The organism is Neochlamydia sp. EPS4 (genome assembly GCF_000813665.1).
GTDB lineage: Bacteria > Chlamydiota > Chlamydiia > Chlamydiales > Parachlamydiaceae > Neochlamydia.
In genome coordinates, this window is the sequence record NZ_JSDQ01000008.1 from 12,100 (window position 1) to 32,675 (window position 20,576).

The 20,576-nt window shown below is 39.5% G+C and carries 12 protein-coding genes and 2 tRNA genes; 10 read left to right on the plus strand and 4 right to left on the minus strand.

Translation table 11 applies throughout. The features are described 5' to 3' along the window. Positions 1–77: 77 nt before the first annotated feature. The 4 genes from DB42_RS01005 to DB42_RS01020 form a co-directional block, all read right to left on the minus strand. Entirely contained in the window at positions 78–1,424 is a 1,347-nt protein-coding gene (locus tag DB42_RS01005; protein WP_044881348.1) for a LysM peptidoglycan-binding domain-containing protein, read from the minus strand. After that, entirely contained in the window at positions 1,421–3,208 is a 1,788-nt protein-coding gene (locus DB42_RS01010) for a phosphoenolpyruvate carboxykinase (GTP) (RefSeq protein ID WP_044881349.1), read from the minus strand. The genes DB42_RS01005 and DB42_RS01010 overlap by 4 nt, the downstream gene beginning before the upstream one ends. Before the next feature lie 298 nt (positions 3,209–3,506). Next, positions 3,507–4,553, minus strand: coding sequence for a rod shape-determining protein (locus tag DB42_RS01015; protein ID WP_174232801.1), 1,047 nt, complete (start codon positions 4,551–4,553; stop codon positions 3,507–3,509). 64 nt (positions 4,554–4,617) lie between these two features. After that, entirely contained in the window at positions 4,618–8,103 is a 3,486-nt protein-coding gene (locus DB42_RS01020; protein WP_039386911.1) for a DEAD/DEAH box helicase, read from the minus strand. Between the two features lie 784 nt (positions 8,104–8,887). On the opposite strand from DB42_RS01020, the gene DB42_RS01025 reads away from it, so the two are divergent. The 10 genes from DB42_RS01025 to DB42_RS01070 all read left to right on the plus strand — a co-directional run bounded on the left by DB42_RS01025 (position 8,888) and on the right by DB42_RS01070 (position 20,527). Continuing rightward, positions 8,888–8,959 (plus strand) — tRNA-Gly (locus DB42_RS01025). A gap of 33 nt (positions 8,960–8,992) precedes the next feature. Next, positions 8,993–9,064, plus strand: a tRNA-Gly gene (locus DB42_RS01030). Positions 9,065–9,176: 112 nt separating this feature from the next. Next, complete coding sequence (gene tig / locus DB42_RS01035; RefSeq protein ID WP_044881350.1) at positions 9,177–10,511, plus strand: trigger factor; 1,335 nt, start codon at positions 9,177–9,179, stop codon at positions 10,509–10,511. A gap of 63 nt (positions 10,512–10,574) precedes the next feature. Next, complete coding sequence (locus DB42_RS01040; RefSeq protein WP_044881351.1) at positions 10,575–11,180, plus strand: ATP-dependent Clp protease proteolytic subunit; 606 nt, start codon at positions 10,575–10,577, stop codon at positions 11,178–11,180. 17 nt (positions 11,181–11,197) lie between these two features. Continuing rightward, positions 11,198–12,454: an ATP-dependent Clp protease ATP-binding subunit ClpX gene (gene clpX / locus DB42_RS01045; protein ID WP_039386903.1), complete on the plus strand. Its 1,257-nt coding sequence runs from the start codon at positions 11,198–11,200 to the stop codon at positions 12,452–12,454. 167 nt (positions 12,455–12,621) lie between these two features. Further along, positions 12,622–13,542: a hypothetical protein gene (locus DB42_RS01050; protein ID WP_044881352.1), complete on the plus strand. Its 921-nt coding sequence runs from the start codon at positions 12,622–12,624 to the stop codon at positions 13,540–13,542. 666 nt (positions 13,543–14,208) lie between these two features. Continuing rightward, positions 14,209–16,956, plus strand: a complete 2,748-nt coding sequence (locus tag DB42_RS01055; protein ID WP_044881353.1) for a hypothetical protein — start codon at positions 14,209–14,211, stop codon at positions 16,954–16,956. A 178-nt stretch (positions 16,957–17,134) separates the two neighbouring features. Beyond that, the gene (locus tag DB42_RS01060; protein ID WP_044881354.1) at positions 17,135–18,469 is read left to right on the plus strand and encodes a hypothetical protein; all 1,335 of its coding nucleotides are present in this window, start codon (positions 17,135–17,137) and stop codon (positions 18,467–18,469) included. 143 nt (positions 18,470–18,612) lie between these two features. Beyond that, positions 18,613–19,941, plus strand: coding sequence for a hypothetical protein (locus tag DB42_RS01065; protein ID WP_044881355.1), 1,329 nt, complete (start codon positions 18,613–18,615; stop codon positions 19,939–19,941). Between the two features lie 31 nt (positions 19,942–19,972). Beyond that, the gene (locus DB42_RS01070; protein ID WP_039386890.1) at positions 19,973–20,527 is read left to right on the plus strand and encodes a SycD/LcrH family type III secretion system chaperone; all 555 of its coding nucleotides are present in this window, start codon (positions 19,973–19,975) and stop codon (positions 20,525–20,527) included. The last annotated feature ends 49 nt before the right edge of the window (positions 20,528–20,576 follow it).

Below are 20,576 nucleotides of genomic sequence, written 5' to 3' on the forward strand. Positions count from 1 at the left end.
TTTAAAAATATGTTAAAAAAATTGAAGAAAGGGTTCAGGTGAATTGAAAGAGGCTAATTTGTTGAAGTTTTTACAATTTAAGAAGGAATTCTTAAAGGTGTGCCAGGCTTCAGAGTATCTGTTTTAAGTTTATTGTAGTTGCGCAAAACCTCAATATCGACCTTAAAGCGCCGAGAAATTTTCCATAGAGAATCGCCTTCTTGAACAATATATAAACGATCTGAAGGAAAAGAAGTAGGTGACTTAGAAGCTTTAGGTGCTAACGTTTGACTAGCAGGCTTTTTAGGAGAAGAATTAAATGGGGTTGGAGGTGGAGGTGATAGAGGGACAAGAGGCTTAGAGGGATTTTCTCTGATGATGGGCTTTTTAAGAGATACTTCTGCGGAAGAAGCCCCTAATATAAAGCGTTTCATAGCACCATGAGGTAAATTGTTTTCAGGAATCAGCTCTCCTGCATACTGGTATAACTTAGCTCCTGCAGCTTTCCATACATTATCACTGCGCGGCCTGTCCAGCAGGTCTAAAGCATACTTTTCACTTTCAGAAGTTTTATCTTCTAATAGGGCTAGTAAAGCTACTACATGATAATCATCAAGTTTATTCAAAGCAAACTCCCCATCGACTTTCAAGAGTAGATAAGCCGCATGTTTGGACTGACCATCCACATATTCTAATAAAAAATGTTGCCTTCTAGCATCTGAAAGATCTTGGACAATTTTTTGTTGCTCAGCAAAGCCTGATAGCATGCCCCATGTACCGTCCAAAAGCATATTTTGCAGCTCTATTTTACTTACTGGCATTTCAGCTCGATTAAAAAGCCATTCTACAGCAAGAAATTCTGCGGTCATAAAAAACGCATCGGATAAACTAGCATCCTCCCGCTCTTTAAATTTTTTAAGCTGCAAAAACAGTCCTTTGCTAGTTAAAGGCCATCTTTCAGTGTTAGCAAATTGGATAACCGCTTGAAAATTTTCGTCCGATAATCCTGGATAAACGGTAATCATAGCGGGTTGCCCACTTTTAAGCTGACCATATATAATAGAACGTTGCTGCGCCAAAGGTGGATGGCCTAATAAGGCACGCGATAAGTCGAAATGATGAAATGCAACCAAGCAGGCTAGAGCAATATCCCGCTGCGTATAACCATTTTCTATCAGCTGATGATTTGAAAGCCTAGCTACCAATTCATCGAAAGATAATGAACGAAAATAATGGATTAATTCAATATTTCCCTTTGTACTAGCTAAAGGAACTTGTTGCTCTTGTTTTAATGCAGGCTTTTGCTCAAAATAAAGGGGTGGCGGAGCATCTTTAATAAACCAATAAAAGAAGAGAGAAAGAAGAATAATATTTAAAGCTCCACTAGCGGTTAAAACTAGGATAAGCCTACGTATATATTTTAAATGAAGATTATCTAGATTCATTGCAATCGTGACTCAAGGGAAAGAATTTCTTGCAGCAGGCTTTTGGGCAATCGGTCACCAAACATTCTGAAGTAAGCTTTAGTTTCGTGCACCTCTTTTTTCCATTGTTCTTTATCTATATAAAAAAGGTTAGCTAGGGCATCTTCTGTAATAGGCAAATTACTTAAGTCAAGAGCTTTAGGACCAGGAATATAGCCTAAAGGTGATTCAATTGCATTGTTTATCCCAGTGCAACGTTCAAAAATCCATTTCAACACACGAATATTTTCGCCATATCCGGGCCAAAGCCACTCGCCCTTCTCTCCTTTTCTAAACCAATTGACGTAAAAAATTTTTGGTAATTTTTCAGGATGAGTCTGCTTTTCCATAGATAGCCAATGAGCAAAATAGTCCCCCATGTTATAGCCACAAAATGGCAGCATAGCAAAGGGATCGCGCCGTAGCTTACCTACCGTTCCTCTAGCAGCGGCAGTCATCTCAGAAGAGACACTAGCACCAAAAAAAACACCATGCTGCCAGCTAAAAGATTCCAAACATAGAGGCTGTAGAGAGGAACGCCTGCCCCCAAATACAATGGCGGAAATGGGCACTCCTTTTGGATCTTGCCAAGCTGGGTCTATAGCTGGACATTGAGAAGCTGAAACTGTAAAACGAGAGTTTGGATGCGCAGCTGGAGCTTTAGAGGTAGGAGTCCAATCCTGACCTAACCAATCCTTCAAATGCTTAGGTGTCTGTTCTGTCATCCCTTCCCACCACACATCGCCCTCATCTGTCAAGGCCACGTTTGTAAAAATGCTATTGCGTTCAATGCTCCGCATAGCCTGGCAATTAGATTTCATGGAGGTACCTGGTGCCACGCCAAAAAAGCCTGCTTCCGGATTGATAGCATATAAACGTCCATCAGCGCCAAATTTCATCCAGGCAATATCATCACCAATGGCTTCCACCTTCCAGCCGGGAAGGGTAGAGGTCAACATGGCTAAATTTGTTTTACCACAAGCACTAGGAAAAGCCGCGGCTATATATTTTTTCTCTCCGTAAGGGTTAGTAAGCCCCAAGATAAGCATGTGTTCTGCTAGCCACCCTTCATCCCTTGCCATGACTGAAGCAATACGCAAAGCAAAACATTTTTTACCTAAAAGAGCATTCCCTCCGTAACCACTTCCAAAAGACCAAATGGTACGCTCTTCAGGAAAATGTACAATATACCGATGATCAGGATTACAAGGCCAATAGGTGTCTTTCTCCCCATCAGCCAAAGGCTTTCCTACAGAATGTATACAGGGAACAAAAGAGCCAGTCTCCCCTAACACATCCAACACTTTTTGGCCCATACGAGTCATATGATGCATACTGACGACGACATAGGGCGAGTCTGTAAGCTCTACTCCTATATGAGAAATATCAGATTCTAAAGGACCCATGCTATAAGGAATAACATACATGGAACGTCCTCGCATACATCCTTTAAAAAGAGCTTTCAAAGTTTTTTTCATATCCTGAGGATCGCGCCAATTATTGGTAGGCCCAGCATCTTCCTTATTTTTTGAACAAATAAAAGTACTTTCTTCTACACGCGCGACATCGCGTGGGTCGGAACGGCAAAGAAAGCTATGGGGACGCTTACTAGGATTAAGTTGAAGAAAAGAGCCAGCTTTTAGCATTTGCTCACACAGCTGGTCATATTCAGCTAAAGAACCATCGCATAAAATGAGGCGATCAGGTTGCGTTAATTGCCGCATCTCTTCAATCCATTCGTTAAGACGCGGATTTTTTATTTCCATATTACCAACCTTTAAGCACCCTTATTCTCCTCTAGCCAAGCCTAAAAAATTCAATAGGTATCACCCAAGCAGAGTCCTGATTTATTTTTTATCTAAACAAGCTTAATAAGTAAGGTAGGAGAAAATGAAAAATATGAATACTCACCCAGCACTATTGCTTGATAACCATTGATCTCATCTTTAGAATTCTTTTAAAAGCAGCTAAGAATTTTTATAAATATTGGGTCACTGGGGATCTTAAAATTAGCTGGGTTAGCTTTAAACTCTGTCTGCTAATGCTTACCTATTTACCTATCATTTACAATTGTTTACGTCTTTTGAATTTATCCAGATATTCTAGCGCTTTTCCTGTGCCCAAACATACGGCAAGTAAAGGATTTTGAGCGATGATAACCGGTAAGCCTGTCTCTTTGATCAAAGCTTTGTCAATGCCTTTAATCAAAGCCCCTCCTCCCGCTAAAACCATTCCCCTTTCCACCAAATCGGCCGCTAATTCAGGAGGACATTTTTCTAACGTTAGCTTAACGCTCTCAATAATTTGTTGAATAGGTTCAGCTAAGCATTCTCTAATTTCTACAGAATTAATTCTTTTGGTTACAGGTAGTCCTGCCACCTGATCTCGTCCACGAACCTCCATTTCTAGCTCGTTACCTCCCAAGGGATAAGCTGACCCAATGGTCATCTTAATTTCTTCTGCAGTCCTAGGACCGATCATCAAATTGTAAGTACGGCGCATATAATTGACAATGCACTCGTCAAACTCATCGCCTGCAATCCTTAAAGAACGGGATTCTACAATTCCCCCTAAAGAGATAATAGCAATTTCTGTTGTCCCTCCTCCAATGTCAATAATCATATTGGCAGAGGCTTCATGGACAGGCAAATCGACTCCAATGGCTGCAGCCATAGGCTCCTCTATAAGGATGACCTCTTGAGCACCAGCATGCAAAGCAGAGTCCTCTACTGCACGCTTTTCTACTCCTGTAATGCCTGAAGGAACAGCGATAAGAATTTTAGGTCGAAATAAGCTACGTGAAGGTGTCACACGTTTAATTAAAGCTTTAAGCATACCTTCGGCGATTTCAAAATCCGCGATCACCCCGTCTTTCATCGGCCTGACGGCATGTATCTTACGAGGAGTCTTGCCTAGCATCGCTTTTGCTTTTTGGCCGACAGCCAAAACTTCATTAGTAGTAGAATCAACAGCCACAACGGAAGGCTCTGCTAAAACGATTCCTTTTCCTCTAACAAAAACTAACGTGTTAGCAGTTCCAAGATCAATGCCAATATCATTTGAGAAGACGCCACGAAACTTAGTAAGCTGCCCAAAAGCAGAACGGGCCATTTTACTAAAGTTATCTTTAATTCCTAATTGATTTTTCTTACTCATGTGGCCTCTATTGTACCTTTTATGTTTGCAACAACTCCAACACCTCTTCCCAAGTCAATTTCGAGATAGCTTCGTCATCTGAGCTTACGACTTTTTTCACAAGACCTTTTTTACGATTCTGCAGCTCCATGATTTTTTCTTCGATTGTATTGAGTGTCACCAATTTATATGCTGAAACGGCATTTTTTTGCCCAATTCTATGCACGCGATCTGTTGCCTGATTTTCTACGGCCGGGTTCCACCACATATCATAATGAATGACGGTATCAGCTCCGACAAGATTTAGCCCTGTACCCCCGGCCTTTAAAGACACTAGAAAAACAGGGATATTTTGATCCTCATTAAATTTTTTTACAATATTTAAACGATTTTTACTAGCTCCATCTAGATATTCAAAAGGAATACCTTGCCTTTGTAAATCTTCACGCATGATATTAAGCATGCGCGTATATTGGCTGAAAATAACAGTTTTATGCTTTCCCTCTATAAGGGTTTGCAGCAACTCCATCAACATATCGTATTTAGAAGAATCCCCCACTTCTGCTTTGTCTTTGGCAAAGATTGCTGGATGGCAGCAAATCTGTTTCAAACGAGTCAGTGTGGCTAGCACATGAATCTGAATTTTTTCAAAGCCTTCCCGCTTGACTAGCTTAGAGAGTTCTTCCCTTGCCGAGGCGGCATAAGAATGATAAAGCTCGCGCTGAGTTTCAGAAAGATGGCAATGGTAGACAATTTCAGAAACAGGCGGTAGTTCGGAAAGAACGTCTTGTTTCATGCGCCGTAAAATGAAAGGAGAAACTTTCTGGCGTAAAATTTCCAGTTGGGAGCCGGCAGGCTGGGAAGGATGCCGAATATATTTTTCCACAAACCTTTCATAACTGCTGAGCAAGCCAGGCATTAAAAAGTCAAACAAGCTCCATAGCTCATCTAATGAATTTTCTATAGGCGTACCTGTTAAGATTAGACGATGAGCGGCTTGTATCATTTTTACCGATTTGGCATTGCGGGTTCCACGATTCTTAATATGCTGGGCCTCATCTAGAATGCAATAACCGAACTTAATAGTAATATAGAAATCTACATCTTTTTGTAAAAGGCTATAAGAGGTAATAATGACATCGAAGTCGCGAATGGAGGTTAATAACTTTTTACGTTGAGTGGGAGTGCCGTCTACAGCTAATACTTTAAGCTGAGGGTTAAACTTACCAATCTCTTCTTTCCAGTTATAAACCAAAGAAGTAGGGCAAACAACAAGAGAAATAGCTTTAGGATGCTCAAGTTTATGCTGCGTAATTGCAATAATGGATTGCAAAGTTTTTCCCAGACCCATGTCATCAGCTAAGATACCGTTCAAATGCATGTCACGTAAACGGTTAAGCCAGCTCACACCTTCATTTTGATAGGATCTCAGAGAGGCTTGAATATTTTTAGGAATAACACTTGTGCAAGGAACAGCCATTCCTAACATCTGCTCTTGAATAAGTTTTAGCTTAGGGCTCATGGTAATATCTAGAGGTAAACCTTGGTAAGCCTTGACATCGATGCTTGATAAACTCCACAAAGGACAAACCTGCACATGGTCTGCTAGCTGTTTAACCCCTATATCATCTAGTAATTGGATAATTGGCGCCAATTTATCAAGCTCTAAAACGAGAATTTTATGCGATTTAGAAGCTGAATCTTTCTTTTTCGTGCTCTTTTTTCGTGCTAACTCTACAAAAGCGCGCTTTGTTGATAAACATTCCCATAACATATCTAAGGTAAAGCCGTTTAAATACCCATTCACCTTAATGTGCACTTCATACTGGTCAATACGATCGGTTTCTTTAAGGTGAATTTTGAATTTAGTCTCTTCATAGATAAATTGATCTAAAAGATTTTCAGGGCAATTAAATTTAATACGATCTTGATTATGAGGGATAATATCGGTCATAAATTCAATAATTTTTTTATCTGTTTTGGCAATAAAAAAACCAGTCGAAGGATCGTAAATAAAATCTTGGAACAGTTCACGTAAGATTTTTTGCTCTTCTGTCAAATTACGTGCTAAAATTCCTTCTGTTGTTACAAAGGGCAAGATGTGATTAGGATTAATTTGCGAAGGAGCCGCAGGTACAACAATATCATCATAAATAAACTGTAGCGCGGCTTCTAGCTCACCATTTAAATAATTTATATCGCAAATAGCACGTAGCTTACCCACAAAGGGTAAGGTCACAAAGCGATCGATAATCTCACGATTATAAATATCTGCATAGCGCATAAGCTCAGGTAAAGAATTTTCTACGAAAGTTCCAAAAAGAGCTTCAGGGATGGTTACATCACGGATAGCTGGTAGATTACGGAGATGTTTGCGTCGAATGCGTGGCTGGAATCTATAATAATTGTTCTGATACAACAAGCCAGGCTTGGCACATTCAAAGAGGCGCACTTCTGGTAAAGTTACCCTCTGATCCTCGTCAATCATCAAAGTTGGATTAACCAGGATTTTAGGGCTATCTGCTTTTATATATTCTAATTCAAAACGCAGCTTCCCAAGCTGGCCTGAATAGCGTAAGGGCTCCTCCATAGTCCCACAATAAAAACAAGGCAACAAGGGATGTTCAGCCTCCGTTTCATAAGAGGTGTTTAAAGCTTTAGGGCGAGCAATAGCTCCCTCATAAGCCTGAGCAAGAAGATTTCCAAAGGCTTCTAAATCAATGTGGATAAGGCGTAAATTGCGATCTTCTTTTACTTCAGGGAAACGTGCAAAATTCATCAGCATTTTAAGAGTTTGGGCACTATCCTCATCAAAGGATTGCAAAGTGAAATAATAACGTTTATTTCCAATGTAAAAAGGCTCTTGATAACATAAAGAATCCAAGAACTCTCGAGCATTAGCGATATTTAAAGGCTTAGAACGAAAAGGCAATCTTAAAGCTAGCTGCACTTCCACATAAGATTGCGGGGAAGTAGGGGCTATATTTGAGAAGATGATAGCCAATTCTGCTTTATCTTGTATTAGCTCTTCTTCGGGAAGGAAAAAAGGAGATTTCCCTAAAACATCCGATGCCCCTACATATTCTATAAGCAGCTCTTTTTGCTGTTTTTTGTTGCGACGCACGGTTTCCTTAGTTTCCGCTTCCTTAAAGGTTTCTCGTAGGGTCTCCTTTTCAGATTCATCAATAGCTGGATTTTTGCCTAGATCAGTCTCTTTAGAGTATTTTACAATGGTTTCATCTAAATGCGCTTCTAAATAAAACAGAACAGCAGATAAATGCTGACAATCATACTGATGAGGGCAATCGCAATCAGAATCCATGGTTGTGGATTCACGCCTATCAATTTCTATTTCACAATTGTAAGTTTTTTCAAAGGCTCCCTGTACTTTACAACTCAAACGGACACGTTGAGCGTCTAAAGTGACAATCTTTGCCGACGAAACTGTCCCTTTTTCATAGAGAGCTTTTCCATCTTTTAATAAAGCTGACGAGTAATCTTGCTTAAGCTTTCGAAAGTTTAGCATGTTATATTCTTAAAAATTTATTTTTTATGAAGGGTAAGAGCTACTGTCCACATCGGCGCAGTATATAAAGTTAAGATCATGTTGTCAAAACAAACTAAAATTCGTAAATAAATTCAAGTATTATTATATTTTTTCTCTCTTTAACCTCTGAACTTTTAAGAAAAATTAGGGACGAAAGAGGTGTAGCATTCCCTATTCTTTGACTTATCTTTCTTATAATCTATATTTATCCCTTTTAACTTGAATCCTCCTTCCTATTGTTTTTTAGCTATTTAAAGTCTTTTTCTCTCTCGCCTTTAAAGCTTTAGTTGCCAATTTTTATAAACGTGTCTAGCATTTTTTTCTTTTGCCGCCTCCTTCTTTAAAAATTTTTTAGCTTTATTTTTTCTAAGGGACCATCCCACTTAAAATCCCTCATCCACATAAACTACGCTAAGCTTACCGAGAATTGCTCTATTCCTTGGCCTCTTGCCTTAACTTTATGAGATAACCCCTATTTTTTCTTTTTATTTTTACGAAAATAAAAAAGCACCTTGCTTTCTGGCAGCCAAGCAAAGCATTCTGTATGAATGCAATAGGAAGGATCTACTGTTAATCCTTTTTAAAACTACACAGCCTCTGGAGAGGTTAAATAACACTTTTTGCGACTCGATCAAAATCTTTTTCTTCAAGAGACTTTAAACTTTAAAAAGGCCCTCGGCATACAACCTTTAGCGACCTCTCTTTTTTCCTTGTTAGAAAAGCTTTATATTTTTATACTTCTACTTCTGCGCTTAAAAATCGTGCGGGTGTAGCTCAGGGGTAGAGCATCACGTTGCCAACGTGAGTGTCGTGAGTTCAAATCTCATCACCCGCTATTGATAAACTTTTTAGGCATAGGAAATAGACTGCGGGTGTAGCTCAGGGGTAGAGCATCACGTTGCCAACGTGAGTGTCGTGAGTTCAAATCTCATCACCCGCTACTTTAGCAATATCTTCTTATATTTCCGTTTATGATAATTTAAAATTTTGATTCTTTAGGATAAGTAGTTTTTTTCTATCTTCCTCTCCATCTTTTATTATGAGGTATTTTTGTGTCAGATCAACAAAACGAATATAAAAATGATAACCTTCATGTTATCTTTTCACGTGCACCAGGATGTAAAATAAAACTCGAGATTACTGTCTCTCCTCTGGCAACTCAGGCGGCCTACAAAAAAGCGATTAAAAATGTTAATAAAGAAGTGACCTTGCCTGGCTTCCGTAAAGGAAAGGCTCCTGAAAATTTCGTCGTGCAAAATTACAAAGCTCCTGTCCACCAAGAATGGAATGATCTTCTTGTCAACACTGCTTTCCAAGAAGCTCTTGAACTTACCCAAGCTTACCCTTTTAGTAGAGATACCATCCAACGCCCACAAATTAAAGAAATTTCTCTCGAAAAAGGGGCCCACTTAGTCATCGAATATGAAGCGGAACCACGCGTACCAAAAGTCAAGCCGGATGAACTGACCGTTAAAAAAGCTCAAAAGAAACCTATTAGCCCTGCCCAGATCGAAGAAATTCTGCAGCAAATCCAACTTTCTCATGCGACTTGGGAAGATAGAGCGGATCATCCTATTATTGAAGGGGATTACGTTAACTTAACTATCGAAAATATGGATGAAGGTTTTGAAATTTGTAAAGACTCCCGCTTTCAGGTAGAAAAGGGCAAGCTAGGAGCTTGGTTATACAATCTTCTTATTGGCAAAAATGTTAACGATGTTGTAGAGGGCATGAGTGAGCAAGACTCTACCCATGCAGAGACTTGTGAAGATCCTACACATGATCATTCTGAGCATGCAAATTTCAAGCCTACCCGTTGCAAAATTACCATCACTGCTCATCAACAAGCGCTTCTTCCTGAGGTCAATGACGAACTAGCTGCCAAAGCCGGTGCTCCTACCGTAGAAGAATTAAAGGCCCGTATTGAAAAAAACTTGGAAAAGCGTGCAGATGAGTATGCCCAGATGGAGCAACGGCGCCAAATTGAAAAACAGCTAGCAGAAAAATATCCGTTTGATATTCCCTATTCATTAACAAAAGAAGATAAAGAATTGCAAATCATGCAAGCGCTTAAAGAACTTCGGGCAGCAAACTTAAGCCCCGAAGAGTTTGAAAAAAAATCTGAGGAAGCTAAGCAGAAGATCACTCAAAACATTGAAAATGCTTATCGCCTATTTTATCTTCTACGCGAGATAGCAGACGATCACCAAATAGAGGTTTCTCAAGAAGAAATCATGCAAGAATTTATGAAACAAATGGTCAGCCAAGAGACTGCTCTTATTGACGAATCGATGAAACCAGAAGATATACGAGCAAGACTGCATAGTTTTTTAATCACTCAAAAAACTAAGGACCTTCTTGCCCAGCAAGCGCAGACTATAGATTAATACTTGACTTGCTGAATATTTCATCTTATAAGTTTGAAGAAGCTACAAGAAATAAGGATTATTATGAATGAAGAAAGACCAAAAAACTCACTGACCCCTTATGTGATTGAAGATACTGGGCGCGGCGAGCGATCGATGGATATTTTTTCCCGCTTACTTAAAGACCGCATCGTTTTTATTGGAACCGATATCACTGATCATGTGGCCAATGTAGTTGTAGCTCAACTTCTATTTTTAAGGATGGAAGATCCTAAAAAAGATGTCAATCTTTACATCAACTCTATGGGTGGCTACATTACTGCTGGTTTAGCTATCTACGATGTCCTACAATGGATGGGCTGCCGCATCAATACTTACTGTATAGGCCAAGCATCTTCCATGGGAGCTCTTTTACTAGCTGCAGGCACAAAAGGCCATCGCTATGCCTTACCTAATAGCCGGATTATGATTCACCAACCTATTGGGGGTGTCGGCGGGTCTTCTGCTGATATTGCCTTGCAAGCGAAAGAGATTCTTTATTTAAAAAAGCGCATTCATGAAATTATGGCTGAAGCTACAGGACAAAATGTAGAAAGAATTGCTCAAGATTCGGAAAGAGATTTTTATATGAGTCCTCTTGAAGCAAAAGAGTATGGCTTAATTGATGAAGTTGTTACACCTAAAAAATAATTTATTTAAAGGTCAAGATGTCAAAAAAACCTACGCCTCTTAAAGAAGTAGTTGCCTGTTCTTTCTGTGGTCGTTCAGAAGAAGCTGTGGAAAAGCTTATTTCAGGACCTAACGTATATATTTGTGATAAATGTGTTCGCCTCTGTGCAGGAATTGTAGATAAAAAAAAGACACCTAATCATGAGCTAAAGCTATTAAAACCTAAAGAAATTAAAGAGCGTCTGGATGAATACATTATTGGCCAGGAAAGTGCCAAGCGAACAATTTCTGTTGCCGTCTACAATCATTACAAGCGTTTGCAAGCGCTAAATAAAAATAAAGAGGATGGGGAAAATAAAATTGATTTTAGCAAATCTAACGTGCTTCTTTTTGGTCCTACCGGCTCTGGAAAAACATTAATAGCTAAAACATTAGCAACCATCCTCGATGTGCCTTTTACTATTGCTGATGCTACGACTCTTACCGAAGCTGGCTATGTGGGAGAAGATGTTGAAAATATCATCCTGCGTCTATTACAAGCGGCTGATTATGATGTAGCCAAAGCTGAGCAGGGAATTATCTATGTGGATGAAATTGATAAGATTAATCGTACCACCGCTAATGTCTCTATCACTCGAGATGTTTCTGGTGAAGGCGTTCAACAAGCTCTTCTAAAAATAGTTGAAGGCACTATAGCTAATGTGCCTCCCAAAGGAGGACGTAAGCACCCTAACCAAGAATATATAAAAGTTAACACCGAAAATATTCTATTTATTGTAGGAGGAGCTTTCGTTAACTTGGAGAAAATGGTAGCTAAGCGTTTGGGAAGAAGTACGATTGGATTTACTAATGAATCCAAAGAAAGTATTGATCCTAATCAAAAGAGTATGCTCCTATCGAAAGCAGAACCTGAAGATTTTGTTCAATTTGGGATGATTCCTGAGTTTATCGGTCGCTTTAACAGTATCGCCAACTGTAATGAACTTAAGCTAGAAGATCTAAAAGATATTTTAATTAAGCCTAAAAATGCTGTAGCCAAGCAATTTGCGGCTATGTTTGAACTTGAAGGAGTAAAGCTTACCTTTACCGACGAAGCTCTCCATGCCATTGCTCATAAAGCAATGGAAGCTGGCACAGGCGCAAGAGCCTTACGGATGATTTTGGAAAGCAGCATGAAAGAGCTAATGTATGAAGTGCCCTCTGACAGTACCATCGAAGAAATCATTATCGATAAAGAAACCATCACCGATTTAAAAGCACCTCTTATTAAGAGAAACACTGAAAAGATTGCTTAAGGGCATTGGGAAATGCATAATAAATGCTAAAAAAACTCCTTGGGTAATCAAAAATTTAGAGGATAAATTTTTTACTTTGGGGCAACTCCTTGGCAAGAACGAGGATTAAAATCTTTTTGACCCCTTAAAAGCTTCCACGTTTGTTGCCTTGTCCCAGAGGATTTATCATGAAAGTTGCTCCTCTTACCTTTCCCTTGCAAGAGGCAAGCCTTCGCGAAAGCTATGCTCAACTTCTACCCTCCTCCCTGCATAGTTGCTTAAATGGCCTAGATCCTTTTGAAATCCAATCGCCTGTCTTTGGGATTGGATTGGTTGAGCAAGAGCAGCCTGTAGGGATTATCTTAGCGACAGCACACCTGCAGATACATACTGCTCACATCCACTCGTTAAATTTGGACAAGCACCATGCTAATCCTCGTCTGGCACGGCTTCTTCTAGAGGAAATGTCCAGACTTCTAGCTTCGCTCTCTACCACCTTAGCAACCTTTTCTTACATTCAAGAAAGCCCTATGGCTTCCCTGTTGGAAAAGGTGTTCTTAGAGCAAAAGTGGCAAGGCCCTAGGCCTTTAATCATCGAATGTCTTTTTAAACGCTCTGATTTTAATCTCCAATGGTGGCAGAGCAAAAATATTACCTTAGCAGAGGGTTTCGAAGAGCTTCTTTTTAAAAAGATCACTCACAAAGAACGACAAGATCTTATGCATCGTCAGGAACAAATGAGCATTCCCGACTACATTTTTCCTTTAGGAAGAGAAAAAAACTTAATAGAATATGAAAACAGCCTAGCGTTACGTTATAAGCAGAGAATCGTAGGATGGATGATTACCCACCGTACGGCTCCTGAAGTGATACGCTATTCAGCCTTGTATTTAGAAGATGACTTTTCGCACACTGGGTATTGGCTTAAGTTGCTGATAGATGCTTTAAATATCCATAGTACTATGGCTAACGCCCATTATGGACTTTTAGAAATCAACTTAGACCAGATTTCTAGATCTTGGCGTAAATTTATTGAAAGAAGGCTATTTCCTCAAACTAGCCAAATTTCCCATCACCACTCTTTTTGGAAAGATTTTAATAATCATTAGCCCGCCCCTCCCTTTCCCCTATAGGCTTCTGTCAGCAAAACAAGCTTTGCTAACGCAGCAGTTCGACCATTCTCCTCGGCTTAAAAGATAGAGCACAAAAAAATTTAATGACGGGCAAACTTCTAAAATGTTTCTTATTAAGCATCTGCATTATCAGTGGCAGCTTAAATAGACTTTTGAATAAAAAACCCCTTTTCTTAAAAACTTTTGTAGCTTAAATGTAGGTTTATTGACCTAATTTCTGAGAAGACTTTAACTTTTACACCCTTCTTTTTCGAGGATGATTTGTGCTGCCCTGGTTGACCTAAAGGAACTCGAAAAAGTGAGAAAAAGCTACGCTGAATAGCAAGCCAGTGGATCGGGTAGATAAGATTAATGATTGTTATAAAGTAATATTCTTTTCTTATTAATGCCCAGCTTTAAGACCTGTGAAGTAAGTCTCTTAAACCTTAATTACTCATGCTAAAAAAGAAAGAACTATAAATATTTTTTTAATAAAATAATTGATGGTAAATTTATTTTTTAATATAATTAAATTATAAGGTTTAAAATTATTTTCTAAAAAATTTCTTAGGCACGCAAATTACATTCATATCCCTAAAAGAGAAAAGAATACTAAGAATTTTTTGTGCCTAATGCAAAAGCCTTAAGACAGGAGATGTTAATATGGTTAGCCCTCTACAAAATAATAGTCAGCAAGATCCTTCGACCGAAAGCATCTCAGCCGTTAATCCTGGGGTGAAAGCCAATTCCACTGCTTCCTCCTCAGCTTCCTCCCCCTCTTCTGCACAAGTTTCTGGGGATACCTTAGCGAGTAAAGCTTTAGCTAACCCAGGACTGGTTATTTTCAATCCTGATAATCCTCAAATTCCCAAGCCCTCCCTTCTCTCTTATTTGCAAATAATTTCTCTTGCCACGCGCATGAATAAGCAAAGCTCATACAGCGAGAGTGCCCTCATTAATCTGCTTCGATCCAATTTTTACAAAAATTCTATCGATAATGCCAATAATCTCTTGCAAATCCTCCAGGAACTTCTGAGCCTACAAGCTGAAACTCAAAAATTCAGCCAAGCAGCTAATGATGGGATTAATTTAGTAAACATACCCATTTCTGACTACAATAGCGGTGTTTCTCAGGATAATAGCAGCACCACAAGTATCCATAATGCAGCCATTAATTTTAATAATGCCTACACCCTTTATCAAGCTCAAACGCAAGCTTTTCTAGCGGGTAATATTTCTGCTGAAGAATATGCCCAAAACACCGCTACCTACAATGCTGCACAAGCGGCGTATAATCAGGCTGTTAATACTTACAATAACTATGTCACTTCCCGTAATCAGACCATTAACAATTACAATGACGCTGCCAATGCTTATAACGATCAAGCAGCCAAAAACAATCAAAAGCTAGCCGAGATTAACGAAAAAAGAAAAAGATATGGGTTAGAGCCTCTTCCCGCTCAAGAATTACTTCCTACCTACGCTCCTCTTTTACCTGTAGCCTCTTCTGCACCTCCTGTTCCCGTAAATGTCCCTGCCGTCATTAATGCCTCACCCATCCCTTTGATTACTCCTTATCCCACTGCCACTCCTACCGATTTAATTGAATCTATCTATCTACCTCTTTTTCAGCTCACCTTTGCTGTCGTAGGGCAAATTAACAAGGGCTTAAAGTTAAATCTAGATATGCGAGAATTTCTTGATTATTACTTACCCGTTAAAACATCTTTAATGGCTCTTCCTGCTTCCTTTGCCTCTCAAATGGCTACAAATAACAATTCAGCAGCAGGCAACAGCAACACTGCAGGCTTAGCTTCTATTGCAGCCTCTCTAGAGCCTTCCATCGTCGCAAGGCTGCATAATCAAGGAAATCAAAATGCCTATTATCAAAGGTTTAATGCTGTGTTAAAACCAGGAACGATTGATGTATCCTTAGTAGCCACTGCCAATATATTGGCCAGTGCTTCCCTGGTGAGTGGCCAGCAGATGATTGATCTACTAAAAAATGATGCAGCTGGCCGTACTATTGATGGCGTCAATATAAGCAAAGCTTTAGCCTTAGGCTTTATTAGCAATGTCACCCATCTTATTTCTCAAAATAGCTTATCCTCTGCTTTACAAGACCTTAATGATAACCCTGCCGCTAGCCAGGCTTTAAACACTTTAAGCGCGATCATTAACCTCTCATCGGCAGGAGTAGCTTTAAGTTTACTGTCTTCTTCCTTAGGACAATCTGGTTTAGGCGCCCAATTATTAGGCTTGGCTGGTCTCAGCTCCTCCACTATTGCTAGCTTAACTGGGCAAGGAGTAGGCATCAATGATTTTGCTTCCAATCCTTTTGTCCAGGCCTATGCCGCTCAACAGTTATCTACTCAAATTGCTAATGCTCTAGGATTGCAAGCAGGTTTACCCTCAAGTGGCGTAGGTGCTCTTCAACAAATGCTTCAAAATGCTGTTTTAAGCTCTTTTCAACAAACTTCTTCTGTAGCAGCTTCCGATCAATTTTTTAATAATCTAGCCCAAAATTTAACCAAAAATGGAATTACAGGCCAGCAGGCCGCTGATGCACTTTCTGCTGCTTCTACCGCCTTTTATGATCCGCTTTTTACCTCTCAAATTGATTTTAGAGACGGCTTAAAAAAATCTTTGGAATCGCAAGGTTTTTCTTCAGGTGACGCCTTACAAATAGCCAGTTCAATAGCAGGTGTTGCTCCTACTGCTACAAGCGATCCTTTTTTTACTCCCAATGATCTAGACACCAATCTGTTCATTAGTAATTTAGCCAGCAATTTAACGCTTGCTGGAATCTCTACACCTTCTGAAATTGCCAACAAAGTTGCTGCTGCTTTGTTAGCAAACACCGAACAAATCTCTCAAGCTACTTTAAGAGACAACTTGCAATATCAGCTGGGACTACAAGGGCTGGCTAAAGACGAAGCTCGCCGAATAGCTACAGGCATTTCTTTATCTCCCACCCTTGAGAACAATCCTCTTTCCCAAGCTAATCTGCATCAAGAGCTTCTAAGCAGTATGACTGCTGTTTATCTACCCGTATTAGGCTTAAAGAAAGCTCAAGAGCAAGCTCAGCAGCTTGCTGATCTGCTGGTGGGGCCTGCCAATGCAAATGCTAAAGATATCCATGATGCCGCACAACCTTATTCACTAGTCAGAAGCATTGCTGACCATTTAGACAACATAAAAAAGACAGAAAATGAGGCTTTTTTTGAAGCAACCGTAGAAAGTTTTAAAGACTACATTAAGCCTTCTTTAGATCTATATACCTTCACCCAGCGACTGATGGACCCTGCCAATAAGTTAGTCTATGCCAATGATTTAATGCTTGCCCCTGCTGTTAATACGGGTGCCATCAAAATGGGAGGAACCAATCCAGCTTTGGAAGTGGCCGTATAAAAATATTAAAAATAATTATTAAAATAAAGATTTATACTTTATAAAGAAAAGAGCAGTTGAGAAGAGAAAATTTAACTTACTTACGCTCATCTGCTTACTAAAAAACTTAAAAAAATCTAAGTAAGAATGCCTAATATTAAACATGAAGTCCTTCATTGACTATAAGAAGGGGTAGGTTATGACCTTTACAACACCATATGTAAATATAAGTGGAATGCCCAGTGCTATTCCTACACGGCTAGAATATACTAATGCTAAAGTGGCCTCTGCTTACTATAATGCTATTATGGCGTTTGTAAGAGTGTTGCAGCTCCAAGGCTCTACGACCTCAGCCAATGCCTACCCAGCATCACTTATTTCTGCGCTAAACGTTTCCGAAGTCAATGCTGCGCTTAATCAATTGACTAATCTGGCTAAGTATGGAGTCATTGTAACAAGCTCAGGGCAGATTATCTACCCTAGCTCAATCGTAAGCGCGGGCTTTTTGGCTGCCCATGGCTTATCCGCTAAAGTCCCTCCCTCAGCAGGTAAGTCTTCTTATAATCAACATCTCATGACGATGAGTATGGCACAAGATTATGATGCCATTTTACGCTCTCTTGCAGCAATTGGCGTGAATACCAATGCGGCTGGCAGCAATATTCCCCAGCTAAGTGCTAACCAATTAAAACAATGGTTAGACCTAGCTATTCAAGTCTCCGCAGTTGCTAATGCTGTCCAGGCAGCACAGTTAGAGGGCTATGGAGGAGCACGCGGCTTACAAAGCATTATTGAAATTGACTACGTTCAAACAGGCAACCAGATCATTTCCAATAATATGGCTCAGCTAAAAAGTGCTTTGAATACGACCCAACAAATTTTAGATAATTTAGCCGAACTTCAAAATTTACATAACCAAATTACTACAAAATCGAGTGCTTTTAATTTTAACTATGGGGATGGCAGAGGTAAAGACGGACCGTCCGCTTGGAGCCCTGGCTATCAACAAGCGGCAAGTGCCTTCTATAACAAGCCTATTACCCCCGTTATTCTTCCTTCTATTGCTCCTGGATCTTCAGGATTTGTCTCGGCCTATAAGAAATTGGTGAACATCCGTACTCAATTAACTGAACAGCTAAAAACACTTTCAGCAATTACTTCTGCAAGCGATAGGAGTAATACTACTAGCTTATATTCAAGGCTTACACAAGTTTTAACAGATTTAAATACCACATTCAGTGTAAATGGCCAACCCGTTCTCTCGACCACGCCACCCGGGCTAGCTTCAGCAGGCTTTAGAAAATGGATGTTAGATAATTATAGTGCTTTTAATAGTAGCGATGCTAATGCAGCAGGAAAGTTTCAGCAAAATATTACCTTTGCTATTACAGCTAGTGAAAACTTAAATGATACTCAAAAAGAGACGGTAAGGAATTATCTTTATATCTTTGAAGAATATTATAAATCCGCGTCCGCAGCTCTACAAGCGATTTCACAAATTATCCAAAAAATGGCCCAGAATATCGCTAGGTAGACTTATTAACAGTAAAAGATAAATAAAAAAAATTTACAATATAAGCATGAAGCCTTTAGTAGATCTTAAAGACAGCCTCTTTTCTTTCTACACATGATTTTAAGGTCTTATTAAATAACTTCGACATTTTTAGGAGGAGCCCTATGACCTCAAGTACTAATTCACAAAATTTCTTAGAAGATCTTAACAGTATTGCTGGCTCATATGTGCTAGATACAAGTCTTTCTTATGTGAGTGGCCAACTAGCTGTGATACCGACTCAAAAATTATATAACACTTCTACCACGAGTGCAGCGACCCTTAATAGCAATTTAACTCCCGCCAATTTTAATTCCATAGATACGACCGACATTACAAGTTTTATCAACCAATTTTATACCAAGGTCTTAGGCTATCCTAGCACAAGCTCCATCCCTTCTGCAGCTTATGATCCTTCCAATTCAGCTAGCCCTTTAAATGGATTATATAATATTTATACAGCCTCAGTGGGTGCCAATCCTGATATAGGAAATACAGATCTTAGTAGCATTATCGATGTTTCCAATCTACCTGGACAATTCAAAGCAGCCTTCTCTGATTTTATCAAAAATTTTAATTTCTCGATCTTATCGAGTAGTAGTACCTCTGAAACTCTCACTCTTAACGGCACTACCTACACAGCTACCCTCAGCAACAACTATGGAAATTTTACTAAAGCTTTCCTTAACTACTTAAGCACCACGACAGTTATCCAAACATCTAACAAATCTAGTGTATTAAGTTTATTAAATAGCCAAAATAGCACCGGCGTTACATACGTACAATCTTATCAAGCTATCTATGAATCTTTTAATGGTCCGGTAGGAACTTTATCTCAAAACTCTGCTAATTGGACTGTCGCGCAGAGAGTTTTTGTGCAACGCCTTTCTGCTTTCTATACCAGCGAGCTAGCCAAAACCGCTACTAGCAGCCAGCCTTCAGGCTCTTTTGAGGCAAGCCAAGACTTAGGGGACTGGTACTCTTATACGCAAAACCTTTACTACAATCCTCAATTTAGCCCCACTGCCTTAACCAGGGATTCCAATAGCACCTATATCTTAAATGAAGTTTTACTAGCTCTTATCAGCATGCTGGGGACCATACAAAATGTAGCTGCCTCGCAGTCCCAAACTTTAAGCTTCTTATCACAGTGGCAAGCTGCTTATAGTGATAAGCTTAGGCAAATGCGCACTTTTACTCAAGGAGATGGTACAGTTCTAGGAGGCACCAATGACTGGGACAAAGATGCCGCCCAAGCCACCCGTAACGCGCTTAATAACGTCAACCAAAACTACATTAGCAAATTACAGGCCAGCCAACAAACCCTTTCTGATCAAGCCAAATCCTTGCAGGCTAATGTTAATCAAAGTAATGATGCGGCAAGCCAGCAGGGCAGTGTGGCCGACAGCATCTTGCAACAATTAAGCACAATTTTATCTGCAATTTTCAAATAATCCAGAATTTTCAATATATAAAGGAAACTTCATGAAAAGTGACGAAGAACAAATAAAAAAAGCTGTAGAAAGCTTAGGGGAACAGCTGAAGAATGATGCAAGCCAAGAAAAGAATGTGACTCAATTAGCTGACGAGTTTTTTAAAAATGGACATATGCCAAAAGACCTATTAAATCTTAGTGATCAGCAAGTGGAAGGACTTTATGCGCAAGGTTACAATTTTTATCAAACAGGCCGCTATAAAGATGCCGTGCAAGTTTTTCGTCTACTTATCATGTTAAATGCTAATGAAGCCAAATATATTCTTGGGCTTGCCTCCTGTTTTCACATGATGAAAGAATACAAAAACGCCGTAGATACCTACACCATTTGCTGTGTGCTAGATCCTGAAAACCCTATCCCCTACTATCACATGTCAGATTGCTTTGTAGCCATGAAAGATTCTTATTCCACGATTATTGCCTTGGAGATGGCGATTAAAAGAGCTGGTAGTAAACCTGAATTTCAAATGCTAAAAGATCGTGCTTTGCTGACTATAAAGCATCTACAAGAGGAAATTAAAGATACTATTAAAGCAGAAAAGTAAGGGTTTCTTTTACTCATCTAGCATTTACACAAGATGAATCAACAGGACA

Coding starts and splice junctions, on each gene's coding strand:
- DB42_RS01005 (WP_044881348.1), bottom strand. CDS start 1,424: ATGAATCTAGATAATCTTCATTTAAAATATATACGTAGGCTTATCCTA.
- DB42_RS01010 (WP_044881349.1), bottom strand. CDS start 3,208: ATGGAAATAAAAAATCCGCGTCTTAACGAATGGATTGAAGAGATGCGG.
- DB42_RS01015 (WP_174232801.1), bottom strand. CDS start 4,553: ATGGCCCGTTCTGCTTTTGGGCAGCTTACTAAGTTTCGTGGCGTCTTC.
- DB42_RS01020 (WP_039386911.1), bottom strand. CDS start 8,103: ATGCTAAACTTTCGAAAGCTTAAGCAAGATTACTCGTCAGCTTTATTA.
- DB42_RS01040 (WP_044881351.1), top strand. CDS start 10,575: ATGAATGAAGAAAGACCAAAAAACTCACTGACCCCTTATGTGATTGAA.
- clpX (WP_039386903.1), top strand. CDS start 11,198: ATGTCAAAAAAACCTACGCCTCTTAAAGAAGTAGTTGCCTGTTCTTTC.
- DB42_RS01050 (WP_044881352.1), top strand. CDS start 12,622: ATGAAAGTTGCTCCTCTTACCTTTCCCTTGCAAGAGGCAAGCCTTCGC.
- DB42_RS01055 (WP_044881353.1), top strand. CDS start 14,209: ATGGTTAGCCCTCTACAAAATAATAGTCAGCAAGATCCTTCGACCGAA.
- DB42_RS01060 (WP_044881354.1), top strand. CDS start 17,135: ATGACCTTTACAACACCATATGTAAATATAAGTGGAATGCCCAGTGCT.
- DB42_RS01065 (WP_044881355.1), top strand. CDS start 18,613: ATGACCTCAAGTACTAATTCACAAAATTTCTTAGAAGATCTTAACAGT.
- DB42_RS01070 (WP_039386890.1), top strand. CDS start 19,973: ATGAAAAGTGACGAAGAACAAATAAAAAAAGCTGTAGAAAGCTTAGGG.